The following is a 15,498-nucleotide window of genomic DNA, read 5'->3' as shown; positions in this document are numbered from 1 at the left end:
ATCCGGTCAGGCGATCGGGGACTCGCCGAGCGCGACGGTGGCGGTCTGCTCCGCCCCGGAGGTGTCCACCCAGGTGACGGTGGCGCTCTCTCCGGGCTCGTGGTCCGCGACGGCGCCGGACAGCTCGCCGGGCTCGCTCACCGCGACACCGTCGAAGGCGGTGATGGTGTCCCCGGCGGTGATCCCGGCGGCGGCGGCCGGACCGCCCTCGGTCGCCTCGGCGACGCTGACGCCGCCGTTCTCGGCGCCGGTGATCGAGACGCCCAGGTAGGCGTTCGGGCCGATCCGGGTGCTCGAGGTCTCCACGCCCGACTCGATCGTCTCCACCACGGCGAGTGCGTCGTCGATCGGGACCGCATAGCTGCGGGTCTGCCCGCCGGTGGTGGTGGCGGTGGTGACCCCGACGACCTCGCCGTCGGCGTCGACGAGCGGGCCGCCGGAGTCACCGGAGACCGCGTAGACGTCGTTGACGATCAGGCCGGAGAGGTCGTTGGTGCCGGAGGTGAGCTGGTCGGAGGTGGTGATGTCCTCGTCGAGCCCGACCACCGATCCGCTGGCCGCGGAGAGGTAGCCCTGGCCCTCGGAGTTGCCGATCGTGGTGACCGCCTCCCCGACCTGGACCCCGTCGTCGTCCAGCACGACCTCGTCGAGGCCCTGGGCACCGGTCAGCTGCAGCAGCGCGATGTCGGCGGTCTCGTTGCTGCCCAGCACCTCGGCGTCGTAGACGGCGCCGGTGCTGGCGATGGTGACCCGGAGCGCGGTGCTGCCCTCGACCACGTGGTAGTTGGTGACCACGGTCCCGTCCTCGTCGATCACGAAGCCGGTGCCCGCGCCGCTGCCGTTGGTCAGCGTGCTCTCCACCAGCACCACCCCGGTCTCCTGCTCGTCGGTCGCGTCGGTCTGGCCGGCCGAGGCGTCGCCGGCCATCGGCTGCTGGCCGGACCAGTCGTCGGGCAGCTCGGGGACCGAGCCGCCGTCCGACTGACCGCCGGTGCCGCCCCACGGCGCGCCGGGCACGGTGCCCCGGCCGTCGGCGGCGGGCGCGGAGGCCGCGCCGGTGTCGCTCGGCGTCGCGCTGTTCCGGCCCACCATCCAGCCCGCGGCGCCACCGACCCCCAGGGCGACCACGGCACCCAGGGCACCGGCCGCGGCCACCGCACCCCACCGGGTGCTGCGACGGTGCGGCTGCGCGCCGATCTGCGACTCGGGGACCGGAGCGGCGTAGGGGCTGAACGGAGGCGGCGGCGGCGGCTGGTCGGGCATGGAAACAGTTCAACCGACCACGCTGGGGGGATCCCCGGAGATCGCTGTGAAACGGCTGTGAACACCCTCCGAGACGGCCCCGGGCTCGTCCCTGGATGTCCTAGGCTCCCGCCATGCTCGAGCGTCTTGCTGTCTTTCTCGGGTCCAGCAACGACGTCGACACCCGTTACAAGGACGACGCCTATCAGGCCGGACGACTGCTCGCCTCGCGCGGCATCGAACTGGTCTACGGCGGTGGGAGCACCGGCCTGATGGGCTTCCTGTCCCAAGGGGTGCTCGACGGCGGGGGCCGGGTCTACGGAGTGATCCCGCGGTTCATGGTGGAGCGCGAGTGGGCCCGGATGCACGGTCCCCGGATCGAGATGCACGTCGTCGCCAGCATGCACGAGCGCAAGGCCCGGATGGCCGAGCGGGCGCAGGCCTTCCTGACCCTGCCCGGCGGCCTCGGCACCCTCGAGGAGCTCTTCGAGGTCTGGACCTGGCGCACCCTGGGTCTGCACAACAAGCCCCTCGGCGTGCTCGACACCGACGGCTTCTGGGACCCGCTGATCCAGACCCTGGACCGGATCACCGACGCCGGCTTCATGGGGGCCGGGACGCTGGCGGACCTTGTCGTCGAGCGCGACCTGGGCACGATGCTGGATCGGCTCGACGAGCGTCTGTGACCCGCCGGCGGCGGCGCCGTCGGAAAGGATGCGGGGAAAGCGCTCCTCACCTGCCACAATCCTGCGGTGCTGGGTGTCATCGATCTGCCGACGTACCTCGTCGGGCTGGTGCTGATCATCCTGTTGCCGGGGCCCAACTCGCTCTACGTGCTGAGCGTCGCGGCCCGGCGCGGGATCCGGAGCGGGTACGCCGCCGCCGCCGGCGTGTGGACCGGCGACACCGTGCTCATGGTGCTCTCCGCGGCCGGCGTCGCCTCGGTGCTGCAGGCCAACGACCTGCTCTTCGGGATCGTGAAGTGGGTCGGCGCCTGCTACCTGGCCTGGCTGGCCTTCGGGCTGATCCGCGGGGCCTGGGCGATGTGGCGCACCCGCCGCGAGGAGGCGCTGCTCGCGGCCGGCGTCCCGGTGCCCGAACGGCAGGAGCGTCCCTACCGGCGGGCGCTCGTGGTGAGCCTGCTCAACCCGAAGGCGATCCTCTTCTTCGTCGCCTTCTTCGTGCAGTTCGTCGACCCCGCCTACGGCAACCCGGTGGTGCCGTTCCTGGTGCTCGGCGTGCTCGCCCAGGTCGCCAGCGCGATCTACCTCAGCGCCCTGATCGTCGGCGGCACCCGGCTCTCCGCGGCCTTCCGCAAGCGGCGCGGGGTCGCCGCCGGCGCCACCTCGGCGGTCGGCGCGGTGTTCCTGGCGTTCGCGGTCAAGCTGTCGATGTCGGGCGCCTGACCTTCGGTCCGGCAGCCCGCCTGGCCCGGCGCCGGCGCAGCTCCGAGGGCAGCGTGAGCAGGGCGGCGAGGGCGACGCCGATCAGCCCACCCACAGAGTTGGCGAACAGGTCCCGCTCGTCCGGGTAGCGGCCCGGGATCCGCGTCTGGACGGCCTCGATGAACGAGGTCAGGCCCAGGCAGCCGAGCACCACGACCCACCACCAGCGCAGCCCGAGGAGCAGCAGCACGAACGCCCCGATCGGGACGAAGAGCGCGATGTTGGCGAGGAACTCGAGCCGGTCGTAGTCGAGCGACTCGGCGTAGCCGCGGCGGTGCAACGCGTCCAGCGCCCGCTCGATCAGCGCGACGTCCTCGGCGTCGATCGGCTGCGGGGTCAGCGTCAGCCAGCCCACGAACACCAGGTAGCACCCGGTGATCAGGCCGAGGAACGGATGACGGTGCAGCACGCCGCCGAGTCTGCCCGACACCTGGGCAGGAGCCCCGGATCAGCCGGTGTTGCGCAGCCCGGCCGCGATCCCGTTGATGGTCAGCAGCATCGCCCGCTGCACGTCGGGGTCCCCCTCACTGCCCTCGGCGGCCGCCCGGGTGCGGGCGAGCAGGGCGACCTGCAGGGCGTGCAGCGGCGCCAGGTAGTGGTCCCGCAGTTCCAAGGTACGACGCAGCAGCGGCGCGCTCTCCAGCAGCGAGCCCTGCTCGGTGACCGCCAGCACCTCGCGCACGGTGCGGTCGTGCTCGGCGCGGATCACCTCGAAGACGCCCCGGTGCTCGGTGGGCACCAGGTCGGCGACGTACTGAGCCGCGATGTCGAGGTCGGTCTTGGTGAGCGTCATCTGCACGTTGGAGAGGAACGTGCGGAAGAACGGCCAGGAGCCGTACATCTCGCGCAGGGTCCCCTCCGCGCCCGCCTCGCGGGCGGCGGCCAGCCCCGAGCCCACCCCGAACCAGCCGGGCAGGATGATCCGGGTCTGCGTCCAGCCGAAGACCCACGGGATCGCCCGCAGGTCCTCGATGCCGCCGTCCCCGCCGGGCCGCTTGGCCGGCCGGGAGCCGATGTTGAGGTTGCCGAGCTCGTCGACGGGGGTGGCGTGCAGGAAGAACGGCACCAGGGACGGCGAGCCGATCAGCTCCTCGTAGGCGCGCTGACCGGCACCGGCGACGGTGTCCATCGTCGCGTTCCACTCCTGCAGCACCTCGGGCGGCAGCAGCGAGGTGCGGTGCAGCGCGGTGCCCTCGATCACCGCGGCCAGCGCCGCCTCCAGGTTGGTGCGGGCCAGGCCGGGCAGCGCGTACTTGTCGGAGATCACCTCGCCCTGCTCGGTGATCTTGATCGGGCCGTCCAGGCTGCCGTTGGGCTGGGACATGATCGCCTCGGCGGTGGGACCGCCACCGCGGCCGACGGAGCCGCCGCGGCCGTGGAAGAGGCGCAGCCGGACCCCGTGCCGGGCGGCGATGTCGCGCAGGCCCCGCTGGGCGCGGTGGATCTGCCACTGCGAGGCGGCGATGCCGGCGCCCTTGGAGGAGTCGGAGTAGCCGAGCATGATCTCCTGCACGTCGCCGCGCGCGGCCACGATCCGTCGATAGCTCGGCTCGCTGAGCAGGGCGTCGAGCAGCGGCCCGGCGGCCTCCAGCTCGGCGACGGTCTCGAAGAGCGGGGCGAACCCGATCCGGGCGGTCGCGGCGCCGTCGGCACCGAGCTCGATCAGCCCGGCCTCGCGGGCCAGCACCACCACGGCGTAGAGGTCGTCCACGTCGTGGGTCATCGAGACGATGTAGGTCTCCACCGTCTCCGGGCCGTAGGTGTCCAGCGCCCGGCGCAGCGTGTCCATCAGTGCCAGCGACGCGGTGGCCGCCTCGCCGAGCTGGTCGCGGACGGCGCCGACCAGCGGACGGGGGCTGGCCATCTCCCGCTGCAGGGTGGCGATCCGCTCGGGGCGGTCGAGCTCGCCGTAGCGCAGGTCGCCGAGGCGCGCGTAGAGCTCGGCGAGCGCAGCGTGGTGCTTGCCGGAGTGCTCCCGCACGTCCATCGTCGCCAGGCCGGCGCCGAAGGCGGCGGCGGTGCGCAGGGCACGCAGGATCGCCCCGTTGCCGGTGAGCTCGTCGCCGGCGGCCAGCATCGCCTCGCGGACCAGGGCGAGGTCGGCGATCAGCTCGCCGAAGTCCGCGTAGTCGCGCAGCGGCTCGTGCGCGGTGCCCTGCCGCAGCCGCTCGGCGGTCCGCTGCAGGCGGACCTTCACGAAGGTCAGCTTGCACCGGTAGGGCTCCTCGGCGTTGAGCCGGCGGATCGTCTCCCAGGTGATCGGCAGCGCTGCGGCATCACGCTCGACGCTGGCGCGCAGCTCCTCGGTCACCTCCACGATCCGGGTGGAGGCGGTCATCTCGACCAGCAGGTCGTCCACCATCCGGCCCAGCTCGGCGATCCCGGAGGCGAACTGCAGGCCGAGGATCTCCTCGGTGACCGCCGGGGTCACGTTGGGGTTGCCGTCCCGGTCGCCGCCGGCCCAGGTGCCGAACCGCAGCGGGCGCGCGGTCACCGGCAGCCGCAGGTCGAGCCGGGCCAGCTCGGTGTCCAGCTCGGCGAGCAGGTCGGGGACGACCTCACTGGCCAGCGACCGCAGGAAGTAGATCGCGGTGCGCGCCTCGTCCGCGGGCTCGGGCCGTACGACGCGCAGCTCGTCGGTCTGCCAGAGCAGGTCGACCAGCTCGGTCAGCCGGCGCTCCTGCCGTGCCGCGTCGGCCGCGCTCGCGCGCGGGTCCTCGGCGGCGTCGGCGGCCTCGACCAGGCGGCGCAGCAGGCGCAGCACGCTGCGCCGGCTGGCCTCGGTCGGGTGCGCGGTGAAGACCGGCCGGTATTCGATCCGGCCCAGGATCTCCTCGAGCTCGCCGCGGTCCAGGCTGCCGTCCTCGAGTGCGGCGCCGAGCCGGGCGACGGTGGCCGCGATCGGCGGCGTGTCCGCGTCGGTCAGCTCGCGCCAGCGGTGCAACTGCTCGGTCGCGTTCACCAGCTCGAAGTAGGCGGTGAACGCGCGCGCCAGGACGACGGCGGTCGGCTCGTCGATCTCGGCGAGCAGCGCCCGCAGCTCGGCGCTGTCGGGGCGGCGGGCCAGGTGCCGGACCCGCTCCACGGTCGCCAGCAGCTCGGGGCTCTCGTGGCGGGCCAGCGCCTCGCCGAGCAGGGTGGTCAGCTGACGCACCGACGAGCGCAGCGCGGTGTGGCGCTCGTCGGACCCGACGGCCCCCGCGAACGCGGCGGCGTCCGGCTCCCGGTGATCGGCCTGCAGGATCTCCTCGACGCTCGGCCGATGCGTTCGCGATGCGCTCATGGCGCCAGTCTTTCAAGACCCGGCCGGCTACCGGGCGGTCAGGGTTGGATCGTTCACAGCGTGGACGATCCGGCTCCCCCGACCGCCGAGGACGGTGCGCGTGCCCGGCCGGCTCCGCCGACCCCGGGCGCGCCGGCCGCCCGGAGGTCGTGGCGAGGCGGTCGGAGTTCGCCCTCCGGACGTCGGGTGGTCACCGCGGGTTGTCTCCACCACGATGCACTGAGACGAATGCTGCTCCCCTCTCTACGAAGGACTTTCTCGTGGTGTCCGACCGTCGTACCCGACCGCTCGCCCTCGCCGCCGCCGGCGGCCTCGGGCTCTCCCTGCTGCTCACCGCCCCCACGTCGACGGCCGTCGACGAGGGCGCGATCCCGGACCGGATCGTGCTCAACCCGACCCCGACCCCGGCCACCTCCCAGGAGGTCACCTGGCGCACCGACTCCGCGGTGACCGAGGGCGTCGTCGAGTACGGACCGGCCGAGGCGGGGCGCTGGCCACCGTCGAGGCCGGCCGCCCCCAGAAGGCGTCGCTGCTGATCGACACCGACGCCCACCACCACTCCGCGCTGCTGGACGACCTCACCCCCGACACCGAGTACCGCTACCGGGTCGGCACCGACGCGGGCTGGAGTCCGTGGCACACCTTCACCAGCGCCGACGACGATCCCGACGAGCCGTGGACCTTCCTCTACTTCGGCGACGCGCAGCGTGGTCTGGACGACGAGTGGCCGCCGGTGGTCGACCGGGCCTTCGCCGCCTACCCGGACGCCGAGCTCACCGTGCACGCCGGGGACCAGATCAACGATGCCGGCGAGGACGCTCAGTGGGGCCAGTGGTTCGCCGGGATGGGTGAGCACCTGGCGCAGACCCAGACGGTGACCACGCTGGGCAACCACGAGCTGACCATCGACCCGACCGCCAGCCAGTACCGCGCGCACTACGAGTACCCGAGGAACGGACCGATCACCCAGCGCGAGCTGGTCTGGTACACCGACTACCAGGACGTCCGGTTCATCTCGCTCAACGGCAACGCGCCGCTCGGCGGACCGGACCAGGCGATCTGGCTGAAGCGGCTGCTCGCCGACAACCCGAACACGTGGACGGTGGTCACCTTCCACCAGCCGATGTTCTCCAACACCGACGGCCGCGACAACATCGCCACCCGCACCCTGTGGCTGCCGATCTTCGAGAAGTACGGCGTCGACCTCGTGCTGCAGGGGCACGACCACACCTACGCCCGGGGCCACCTCGCCGACAACGAGCGGCCCGACGGATCGGTCGTCGGGCCGGTCTACACGGTCGCGGTGAGCGGCTCGAAGTACTACGAGCCCTCGGACGGCACGAACAACTGGACCGCCAACGACGCCACCCGGGTGGTCTCGCACGGGGACACCTCGACCTTCCAGGCGATCACGGTCAGCGACGACACGCTGACCTACCGCGCGGTCGTCGGGGCGGTGGGCGAGAACAGCACCGCGCCCGGTGGGGTCGGCAGCACCCTGGACGCCTTCACCATCCGCCGGAAGGCCGACGGGACGAAGCGGGTGGTGCCGCCGCGAGGGTGACGACCCGGCCGCGCCGCCAGTGGGCGCCTGCCCAGCCACACTGATCAGGAGTGGGCGCTCGCCCCTGCTCCGGTCGGCGCGCACCACGGATCATGGTCCGCATGGACGCCCCCCGCTTCTACCGCGACCAGCAGGCCTGGCAGGACCTCCAGCAGTTCCTGCCCGAACGGCTCCGCCTCACCGACGCCGCGCGACTCCCCACCGAGGAGCACTGGGAGTGGGAGGGACACCGGGTCCACCTCGACCGCTACCGCAACCCGGCGGCGAAGGCACGGGTGGTGCTGCACCACGGCGTCGGCACCAACGGCCGCCAGATGTCGCTGATCCTGGGCGCGCCGCTGGCCGACGCCGGCTACGACGTGGTCGCCCTGGACAACCTCGGCTACGGCCTCACCGACGTCGCCGACGGGGCGCGCTTCGGCTACTCCGACTGGGTGCGCCTGGTGCTGGCCTTCCTCGCCGCCGAGGACGACGGCCGACCGGTGGTGCTCTACGGGCTGAGCGCCGGCGGCATGCTGGCCTACCACGTGGCCGCCGCCGCACCCCGGGGCTCGGTCGCCGGGATCGTCGGGATGACGTTCCTGGACCAGCGGGTGCAGCACGTCTTCGACGCCACCGCCCACGACATCGTCACCTCCCGCGTCGGCGGACCGCTGATGAAGCTGGTCGGCGACACCCCGCTGGGCGCCGTGAAGTATCCGATGTCGCTGGCTGGCAAGATGCACACCCTGGTCAACGACCGCGCCGCGATGAAAGTGCTGCGCAAGGACCGGACCTCCGCCGCCAACTGGGTCAGCATCCGGTTCCTGGCCGACTACATCACCTACGTGCCGGCCGTCGAGCCGGCCGACTTCGCCGCGTGTCCGGTGCTGCTCACCCAGCCCGCCGAGGACCGGTGGACGCCGTACGAGGTGAGCCGTCCGGTGCTCGACCCGATCTCCGCGGTGCCGGTCGAGGTGGTCACCCTCGACGGCGCCGGGCACTACCCGCTCGAGGAGCCCGGACTGACCCAGCTGTTCGAGGCGGTCACCGGGTTCGTCGAGAAGGTCACCGCCACCGCGTGACCCCCCGTCCCCTGCCGGTCCGGGCTACCGTCGGGGCATGCACCCGGACCGGCAGGTACGACGCGCCGAGGCGAGCGCCCCGGCCGACGCCGCCACCCTCGGACGTCTGCTGTACGACTTCAACACCGAGTTCGACTCCGAGACCGACCCCGCCGACGTCCTGGCCGAGCGGTTCGCCCGGCTCCTCGGGCTCGACGCCGTCCTGGCGCTGCTGGCCGAGGGCCCGGACGGCGCCGAGGGCTTCGCGTTCCTGACCCTGCGCCCGGCCGTCTGGTTCGACGGACCGGTCGCGCAGCTCGAGGAGCTGTACGTCGTACCGGCGCTGCGGGACGCGGGCATCGGCACCGCCCTCCTCGACCTGGCCCGGTCGCTGGTCCGCGAGCGCGGCGCACCCGAGATGCACATCAACGTCGACGCGATCGACACCGACACCCGCCGGTTCTACGAGCGTCACGGGTTCGTCAACATCGAGCCGGGCACCGACTACCGGATGCTCTGCTACATCGGCCCGACGGACCGCACCCCTCGCTGACCGGGGCGCGGCCCGCCGCTGCTGGGACCTCAGCTGGTCGCGCGCTCCTCCTTGGGCACTTCCTTGATCTCACCGGTACGACGCCCCTCGCGGAACTTGCGCAGCTCCTCGCGGACCTTCGGCAGCAGGATGTAGCAGGCCAGCAGGTTGACGATCGCGCAGACGAAGAGCATCGAGTCGGCGAAGGTGATCACCGAGGTGAAGGTGATCACGCTGCCGACCACGGTGAAGCAGCAGAAGACGATCTTGAAGACGCCCTCGCTGGTCCGGGACCGGCCGAACAGCTCGGTCCACGCCTTCATCGTGTAGTAGGACCAGGTGATCAGCGTGGAGAAGGCGAAGAGCGCCACCGCGATCGCGAGGATCACCGGGAACTGCGGCAGGAAGGTCTCGAACGCCCGGGAGGTGACCACCACGCCGTCGGGGGTCGGCCCGCCGTCGGCGACCACCTGGCGCTGCTCCTCGTAGTAGGCGGAGTCGGCGATGATGATGGTCAGCGCCGTCATCGTGCAGATGATCACGGTGTCGATCAGCGGCTCGAGCAGCGCCACGAAGCCCTCGCTGACCGGGTGCTTGGTCTTCACCGCGGAGTGCGCGATCGGCGCGGAGCCGACGCCCGCCTCGTTGGAGAACGCGGCGCGCTGGAAGCCGATGATCAGCACGCCGACCACACCGCCGGCCACGCCCTCGGGGTTGAAGGCGCCGGAGATGATCTCCCCGATCGCCTCGGGGATGTGCACCGCGTTGCCCAGGATCACCAGCAGGCAGGTGCCCAGGTAGATGAAGGCCATCATCGGCACCAGGCGCGAGGTGACCAGCGCGATCGAGGTGATCCCGCCGACGATCACCGCGCCGACCAGCAGCGCGAGCACGATGCCGAAGATCAACGCGGAGCCCGACGAGCCGAGGAAGCCGTCCTCGCCGCCGGTGACCTCCTGGGCCTGGGCGAAGGTCTGGTTCGCCTGGAACATGTTGCCGCCGATGGCGCCGAACAGGAAGAGCGCGATCGCGAAGATGATGGTGAGGGTCCGCGAGATCACGGACCCGAACCGCTCGAACGCGACCGGGAGGTAGCGGAACGGGCCTCCGGTGACCGACCCGTCCTCGTGGATCTGGCGATACTTCACTCCGAGCGTGCACTCGACGAACTTGGTGCACATGCCGAGCAGACCGGCCAGGATCATCCAGAAGGTCGCGCCCGGGCCACCGAGGGTGACGGCGGCGCCGACGCCGGCGATGTTGCCGAGGCCGACGGTGCCCGACACGGCCGAGCTCAGCGCCTGGAAGTGGGTCACCTCGCCCGGGTCGCTGGCCCGGGAGTACTTGCCGCGGACCAGGTCCGTCGAGATCTTCCAGGAGGTGAACTGGATGCCCTTGAAGTAGACGGTGAAGACCGCGGCCGCCACCACCAGCCAGAGCACGATGAGCGGGAACTCCACGCCGGCGATGCTCGGCGCGTAGAAGATGACCGAGCTGACCGCGTCCGCGATCGGTTCGAAGGTGCTGTTGATCGCGTCCTCGATCGAGGACAGCCAACTCCATTCTCCGTCGGCGGCCAGGGGCGTGAGGAGTACATGACCTGGGTCACTCATCCACCGACCCCACTAGAAAAACCGCGACGGCGCAAGCCCCCCGCCGGTGCGGACGGCGTCGACGCGAGCCGGGAGGGACGCGTCGACGCCGGTCGGTCAGGCCGAGACCCGCTCCCGATCGACGGCCCGGGAGAACTGCAGCGCGTCGTCCACCACGGGGCCGCCGCGGACCAGCCGCACGTCGTCGAGGTAGCTCATCGACATCGCCCACGGCGCCCCCTCACCCTGGCGCGGCAGGTCGTCCAGCGCGCGCTGCACGTAGCCCGCCGCGAAGTCCAGCAGCGGGCGGGTCTCCATCGCGGGCGCGACCGGCACGCAGGCGTCGTACCCGTGGGTCTCCATGTAGGCCAGCAGCCGGGTGAAGTGCTCGCAGAGCAGACCGACCTTGAGCGTCCACGACGAGTTCGTGTAGCCGACCGCGAAGGCGAAGTTCGGCACTCCCGAGAGCATCATCCCCTTGTAGGCGACGTGGTCCGGGGCGTGCATGGTCTCGCCGTCGACCCGGACCTCGATCCCGCCGAACAACTTGAGGTTCAGCCCGGTGGCGGTGACGATGATGTCCGCCTCCAGCACCTGGCCGTCCTCGAGCTCGACGCCGGCCTCGGTGAAGGTGCGGATCCGTGCGGTGGCGACGTCGGCCCGTCCGTTGCGGATGGCCCGGAAGAGGTCCCCGTCGGGCACCGCGCAGAGCCGCTGGTCCCACGGCCCGTACGGCGGGTTGAAGTGGGTGTCGACGTCGAAGCCCTCGGGCAGCGCCCGCTCGTTGACCCGGCGGATGATCCCGCGCGCGGCCTTCGGGAAGCGCTGCGCGAACTGGTAGACGAGGCGCTGCTGCCAGATGTACTTGGTCCGGGCGGCGGCGAAACCGCGCTCCTCGCCGAGGACCCGGACCAATGTCTTGACCAGCTTGTCCTCACCCGGCACCGGCATCACGTACGTCGGCGTGCGCTGCAGCATGGTGACCAGCTCGGCCCCGGCGTCGGCGAGCGCGGGCACCAGCGTCACGGCGGTCGCGCCGGAGCCGATCACCACGACCCGCTTGCCGGTCACGTCGAGGTCCTCGGGCCAGTGCTGCGGGTGGATGATCTGCCCGCCGAAGCGGTCCCGGCCCTCGAAGTGCGGGGTGTAGCCCTCGTCGTAGTCGTAGTAGCCGGTGGCGCCGAAGATCCACCCGGCGGTGACCGCGAAGCGCTCGCCGGTGTCCGCGCGCTGGACCTGCACCGTCCAGCACGCCTGCTCGCTGGACCACGCGGCGCTGAGCACCCGGTGGGAGTAGCGGATGTGCTCCTCGACCCCGCACTCGGCGGCGGTCTCGCGCAGGTAGTCGAGGATCTTGTCGGCGCTGGCGATGGCCTGGGAGTCGCGCCAGGGGCGGAACTCGTAGCCGAAGGTGTAGAGGTCGGAGTCCGACCGGATGCCGGGGTAGCGGAACAGGTCCCAGGTGCCGCCGGAGACCTCGCGTCCCTCGAAGATCGCGAAGCTGGTGCCGGGGCGATCCGCGACCAGGTGACGCCCGGCGCCGATGCCGGAGATGCCGGCGCCGACGATGAGCACGTCGAGGTGCTCGACGGGCTCGGTCGGCTCGGCCGGGTCGGCCGACCGGGGCGTCTGTGCGGTGGCGGGGGCGTCGGTCACGGATTCCTCCTGGTGCTCGCCTCGCCGCGACGGCGAGGACCTGTCCATGGTGCCCCTCGGGCGGGCATCGGGGAAAGGTCGACTCTGCAGCGATCTGCACCACACGGCGGTGCACAATCGACCACCTGAACCTAAGGTGGGCGCATGTCCTGGCCGCCACCCTCGCCGCAGGTCCGCCGGCTGATCCGGGCCGCCGCCGAGCTCTCCCTGCGCTCGGCCGAGGAGTGGGTCACCGAGGTCGACGCGGCCACCCTGGCCAACCCGATCACGGCGCTGATCGCCGCCGACCCCAGCCTCAACGAGGCGGTCCGGCGCGGCAACTACGACAACATGGTCGCCTGGGCCAGCGGCAACCTGCGCGCACCCGGGGAGCCCGTCGCGGCCAACACCAGCGAGGTCCAGCTCGACATCGCCCGCGACATGGTGCGCCGTGGCGTCTTCGAGCTCGCCCTGGACACCTACCGGACCGGGCAGAACGCCGCCTGGCAGCGGTGGATGACGGTCTGCTTCTCGCTCACCGACGACGCCGCCGAGCTCGAGGAGCTGCTCGCGGTCACCGCCGCCTCGATCAGCACGTTCATCGACGGCACCATCGAGGCCGTCGCCCGCCGGATGTCCGCCGAGCGCGGGCAGCTCACCCGCGGCACCGAGGCGGAGCGCCGTGACCTGGTCACCCTGGTGCTGCAGGGCTCGCCGGTCGCCCCCGAGCGCGCCGAACGGGTCCTCGGGTACGGCGTGGACGGCCCGCACCTCGCCGCCGTGCTGTGGACCGACGCCGGCGCCGGCGACCTCGCCGAGCTGGAGGGTGTGGCCGGCAGCCTGATGCGGACGCTCGGCGCCCGGTCCCGGCTCACCGTGGTCGCGGCCGCCTCCACGCTGTGGCTCTGGCTACCGGTCTCCGCCCGGACGCCGGCCGACCTCGCGTCGCTGGAGCCCACCGCGTCGGTGCGGATCGCGCTGGGCACGGCCGGGGACGGCGTCGACGGCTTCCGCCGCAGCCACCGCGAGGCGCTGGAGGCGCGGCGCTTCGCGACCTCGGTCGGCGCCGCCGACGCCCTGGTCACCTTCGACGACATCCGGCTGGCCGCGCTGGTCGGCGCCGACCAGCGCCGGTCCGCCGACTTCGTCCGCGAGGTGCTGGGCGCGCTGGCCGACGCGCCCGCCGAGCTCCACGAGACCGTCCGGGTCTACCTGGCCAACCTCGGCAACGCCGCGGCCACCGCGCACCAGCTCTACGCCCACCGCAACACCGTGGTCCGCCGACTGGCCCGCGCCGACGCCCTGCTCCCGCGGACGGTGGCCGCCGACCCGGTGCGGATCGGGGTCGCGCTGGAGGTGCTGCGCTGGCAGGGTCGCGTCCCCACCGGCTGAGGTGCGAGATTCGTCTCGGAAGATCGGAGCACCACCACGCGTTGGGCCGGGTGTTCCCCATCGTCGAGGAGAAGGGTCAGTGATGCGCGCAGTCGTGCACCAGGAGTTCGGAGAGCCCAGCAAGGTGCTGGCGGTCGAGGAGGTCGCCGTACCGGAGCCGGGGCGAGGTGAGGTCCGGCTGAAGGTGCTGCTGAGCCCGATCCACAACCACGACCTGTGGACGATCCGCGGCAGCTACGGGTTCAAGCCCGACCTGCCCGCGCGCGCCGGCACCGAGGTGGTCGGCATCGTCGACGCGCTCGGCGAGGGCGTCGAGGGCCTCGAGGTCGGGCAGCGGGTGGCCACCGGCGGCGCCTTCGGCGCCTGGGCCGAGTACGTGCTGACCAAGGCCGGCGGCCTGATCCCCGTCCCGGACACGCTGAGCGACGAGATCGCCGCCCAGCTGGTGGCGATGCCGTTCAGCGCGATCAGCCTGCTCGCCTCGCTCGACCTGGAGGAGGGCGACTGGCTGGTCCAGAACGCCGCCAACGGAGCGGTCGGCCGGATGGTCGCCCAGCTCGCCGCCGCCCGCGGGATCAACGTCGTCGGACTGGTACGACGCGCCGCCGGTGTCGACGAGCTCGCCGAGCTCGGGATCGGCAACGTCGTCGCCACCGACACCGACGACTGGACCGACCGGGTGGCCGAGGTGACCGGCGGTGCCCCGATCAAGGCCGGGGTCGACTCGGTGGGTGGACGGCCCGCGGGCGACGTGCTCGGGCTGCTCGCCGAGGGCGGCACCCTGGTCATCTTCGGCGCGATGGACTCCCCGCGGCTGGACCTCTCCTCCGGCGACGTGATCTTCAAGGAGGCCGTGGTGCGCGGCTTCTGGGCGAGCAAGGTGATCGGCTCGATGCCGGCCCAGCAGCGCCGCGCGCTCTTCGGCGAGCTGCTGCAGCGCGCCGGCGACGGCTCCCTCGACCTCTCCATCGAGCGGACCTACACCCTGGAGGAGGTCCGCGAGGCCGCCGACGCGAACTTCCGTCCCGGCCGGCGCGGCAAGCTGCTGCTCCGCCCGTGAGCGTGACCGGCGACCCCGGCGACTCCGGCGGCGACCTCGGGGTCGGCGAGCGGCTGGCGACCTGGCTCGAGGGCCTGGGGCTGGCCGACGTGCTCGCCGACGCCGGGCTGCCGACGTACCAGCGGGACCTGGGCGGCGTGGTCCGCTGGACCGACACCGCGACCGGGAAGCCGCTGACCGGCGACCAGCTGCGCCAGCTGGACCGGGTGCTGCACCAGGAGGGCGACGACCCCGACCACGCGGTGCCGGTCGCGCTGGTGCAGCTGCGCCGGCTGGTCCGCGTGCGCGCCGGGCTGCTGGCCAGCCCGGTCCTGGGCTACGCCGGCCTCGCCGAGCTGCGCGGCGTCAGCGAGAACGCGGCCCGGTTCGCGGCGCACAAGGAGTCCGACCGGCACCGGCTGCTGCTGGTGCCGCACGAGGGCGAGGTGCTGGTGCCCGGCTTCCAGCTCACCGCGGAGGGCGAGCTGCGCGAGGAGCTCGCCCCGGTGCTCGCGCCGCTGCTGGCCGGCGGGCTGGACCCGTGGCAGGTGTGGGCGTGGTTGACGCAGCCGGCGGGCCTGCTCGGCGGGATGGTCCCGGAGCGGGCCGCCACGGACCCGGAGGAGGCTGCGATCGTGCAGCACGCCGCGGTCCGGCTGGCCGAGCGCGCCATCGCCTCCGCGAACGAGTGACCCCGGCCGCCGCGGTCCCCTGTGACACGCGCCGGGCCC

General features: G+C 72.5%; 14 protein-coding genes and 1 pseudogene. 10 read left to right on the top strand and 5 right to left on the bottom strand.

Translation table 11 applies throughout. The features are described from left to right. Positions 1 to 6 precede the first annotated feature (6 nt). Positions 7 to 1,263, bottom strand: a complete 1,257-nt coding sequence (locus FIV43_RS16905; RefSeq protein WP_141015069.1) for a S1C family serine protease — start codon at positions 1,261 to 1,263, stop codon at positions 7 to 9. Positions 1,264 to 1,376: 113 nt separating this feature from the next. Between FIV43_RS16905 and FIV43_RS16900 the strand changes: the two genes are divergently transcribed. Further along, positions 1,377 to 1,928, top strand: coding sequence for an LOG family protein (locus FIV43_RS16900; RefSeq protein WP_141015068.1), 552 nt, complete (start codon positions 1,377 to 1,379; stop codon positions 1,926 to 1,928). Between the two features lie 66 nt (positions 1,929 to 1,994). Next, a complete protein-coding gene (gene leuE / locus FIV43_RS16895; RefSeq protein ID WP_141015067.1) occupies positions 1,995 to 2,648 on the top strand; it encodes a leucine efflux protein LeuE in 654 nt (217 codons plus the stop codon). Here leuE and FIV43_RS16890 read toward each other — a convergent pair. Continuing rightward, complete coding sequence (locus FIV43_RS16890; RefSeq protein WP_181407554.1) at positions 2,623 to 3,096, bottom strand: VanZ family protein; 474 nt, start codon at positions 3,094 to 3,096, stop codon at positions 2,623 to 2,625. The two genes, leuE and FIV43_RS16890, sit on opposite strands and share 26 nt — an antisense overlap. A gap of 39 nt (positions 3,097 to 3,135) precedes the next feature. After that, positions 3,136 to 5,970, bottom strand: coding sequence for a phosphoenolpyruvate carboxylase (gene ppc, locus FIV43_RS16885; RefSeq protein ID WP_141015065.1), 2,835 nt, complete (start codon positions 5,968 to 5,970; stop codon positions 3,136 to 3,138). A gap of 260 nt (positions 5,971 to 6,230) precedes the next feature. Between ppc and FIV43_RS16880 the strand changes: the two genes are divergently transcribed. From FIV43_RS16880 to FIV43_RS16865, 5 genes and pseudogenes are all read left to right on the top strand, one after another. After that, the gene (locus FIV43_RS16880) at positions 6,231 to 6,506 is read left to right on the top strand and encodes a fibronectin type III domain-containing protein (protein ID WP_141015064.1); all 276 of its coding nucleotides are present in this window, start codon (positions 6,231 to 6,233) and stop codon (positions 6,504 to 6,506) included. Continuing rightward, positions 6,461 to 6,565 (top strand): annotated as a pseudogene (locus tag FIV43_RS23935) (hypothetical protein); the annotation flags it as partial. The gene FIV43_RS16880 and the pseudogene FIV43_RS23935, both read left to right, overlap by 46 nt. 138 nt (positions 6,566 to 6,703) lie before the next feature. Then, positions 6,704 to 7,534: a metallophosphoesterase family protein gene (locus FIV43_RS16875; protein ID WP_181407553.1), complete on the top strand. Its 831-nt coding sequence runs from the start codon at positions 6,704 to 6,706 to the stop codon at positions 7,532 to 7,534. A gap of 101 nt (positions 7,535 to 7,635) precedes the next feature. Next, a complete protein-coding gene (locus FIV43_RS16870; RefSeq protein ID WP_141015062.1) occupies positions 7,636 to 8,598 on the top strand; it encodes an alpha/beta hydrolase in 963 nt (320 codons plus the stop codon). A 37-nt stretch (positions 8,599 to 8,635) separates the two neighbouring features. Further along, entirely contained in the window at positions 8,636 to 9,130 is a 495-nt protein-coding gene (locus FIV43_RS16865; RefSeq protein ID WP_141015061.1) for a GNAT family N-acetyltransferase, read from the top strand. Positions 9,131 to 9,159: 29 nt separating this feature from the next. On the opposite strand, the gene FIV43_RS16860 is transcribed toward FIV43_RS16865, so the two are convergent. Beyond that, entirely contained in the window at positions 9,160 to 10,722 is a 1,563-nt protein-coding gene (locus FIV43_RS16860; RefSeq protein ID WP_141015060.1) for an alanine/glycine:cation symporter family protein, read from the bottom strand. A 96-nt stretch (positions 10,723 to 10,818) separates the two neighbouring features. After that, on the bottom strand, positions 10,819 to 12,357 hold the full coding sequence (locus FIV43_RS16855) for a flavin-containing monooxygenase (RefSeq protein ID WP_331251031.1): 1,539 nt from the start codon (positions 12,355 to 12,357) through the stop codon (positions 10,819 to 10,821). Between the two features lie 144 nt (positions 12,358 to 12,501). Here FIV43_RS16855 and FIV43_RS16850 point away from each other — a divergent pair, with 144 nt between their 5' ends. From FIV43_RS16850 to FIV43_RS16840, 3 genes are all read left to right on the top strand, one after another. After that, positions 12,502 to 13,728 (top strand): PucR family transcriptional regulator, encoded by a 1,227-nt coding sequence (locus FIV43_RS16850; RefSeq protein ID WP_141015058.1) that lies wholly within the window; start codon positions 12,502 to 12,504, stop codon positions 13,726 to 13,728. Between the two features lie 82 nt (positions 13,729 to 13,810). After that, positions 13,811 to 14,788, top strand: a complete 978-nt coding sequence (locus tag FIV43_RS16845; protein WP_141015057.1) for a zinc-binding dehydrogenase — start codon at positions 13,811 to 13,813, stop codon at positions 14,786 to 14,788. Continuing rightward, on the top strand, positions 14,785 to 15,459 hold the full coding sequence (locus FIV43_RS16840) for a hypothetical protein (RefSeq protein WP_141015056.1): 675 nt from the start codon (positions 14,785 to 14,787) through the stop codon (positions 15,457 to 15,459). The genes FIV43_RS16845 and FIV43_RS16840 overlap by 4 nt, the downstream gene beginning before the upstream one ends. Positions 15,460 to 15,498 lie beyond the last annotated feature (39 nt).

This window comes from Nocardioides sambongensis, from assembly GCF_006494815.1.
Classification (GTDB): domain Bacteria; phylum Actinomycetota; class Actinomycetes; order Propionibacteriales; family Nocardioidaceae; genus Nocardioides; species Nocardioides sambongensis.
The sequence above is the reverse complement of the archived record's forward strand: the minus strand, read 5'-3'. Positions and strand labels throughout refer to the sequence as shown.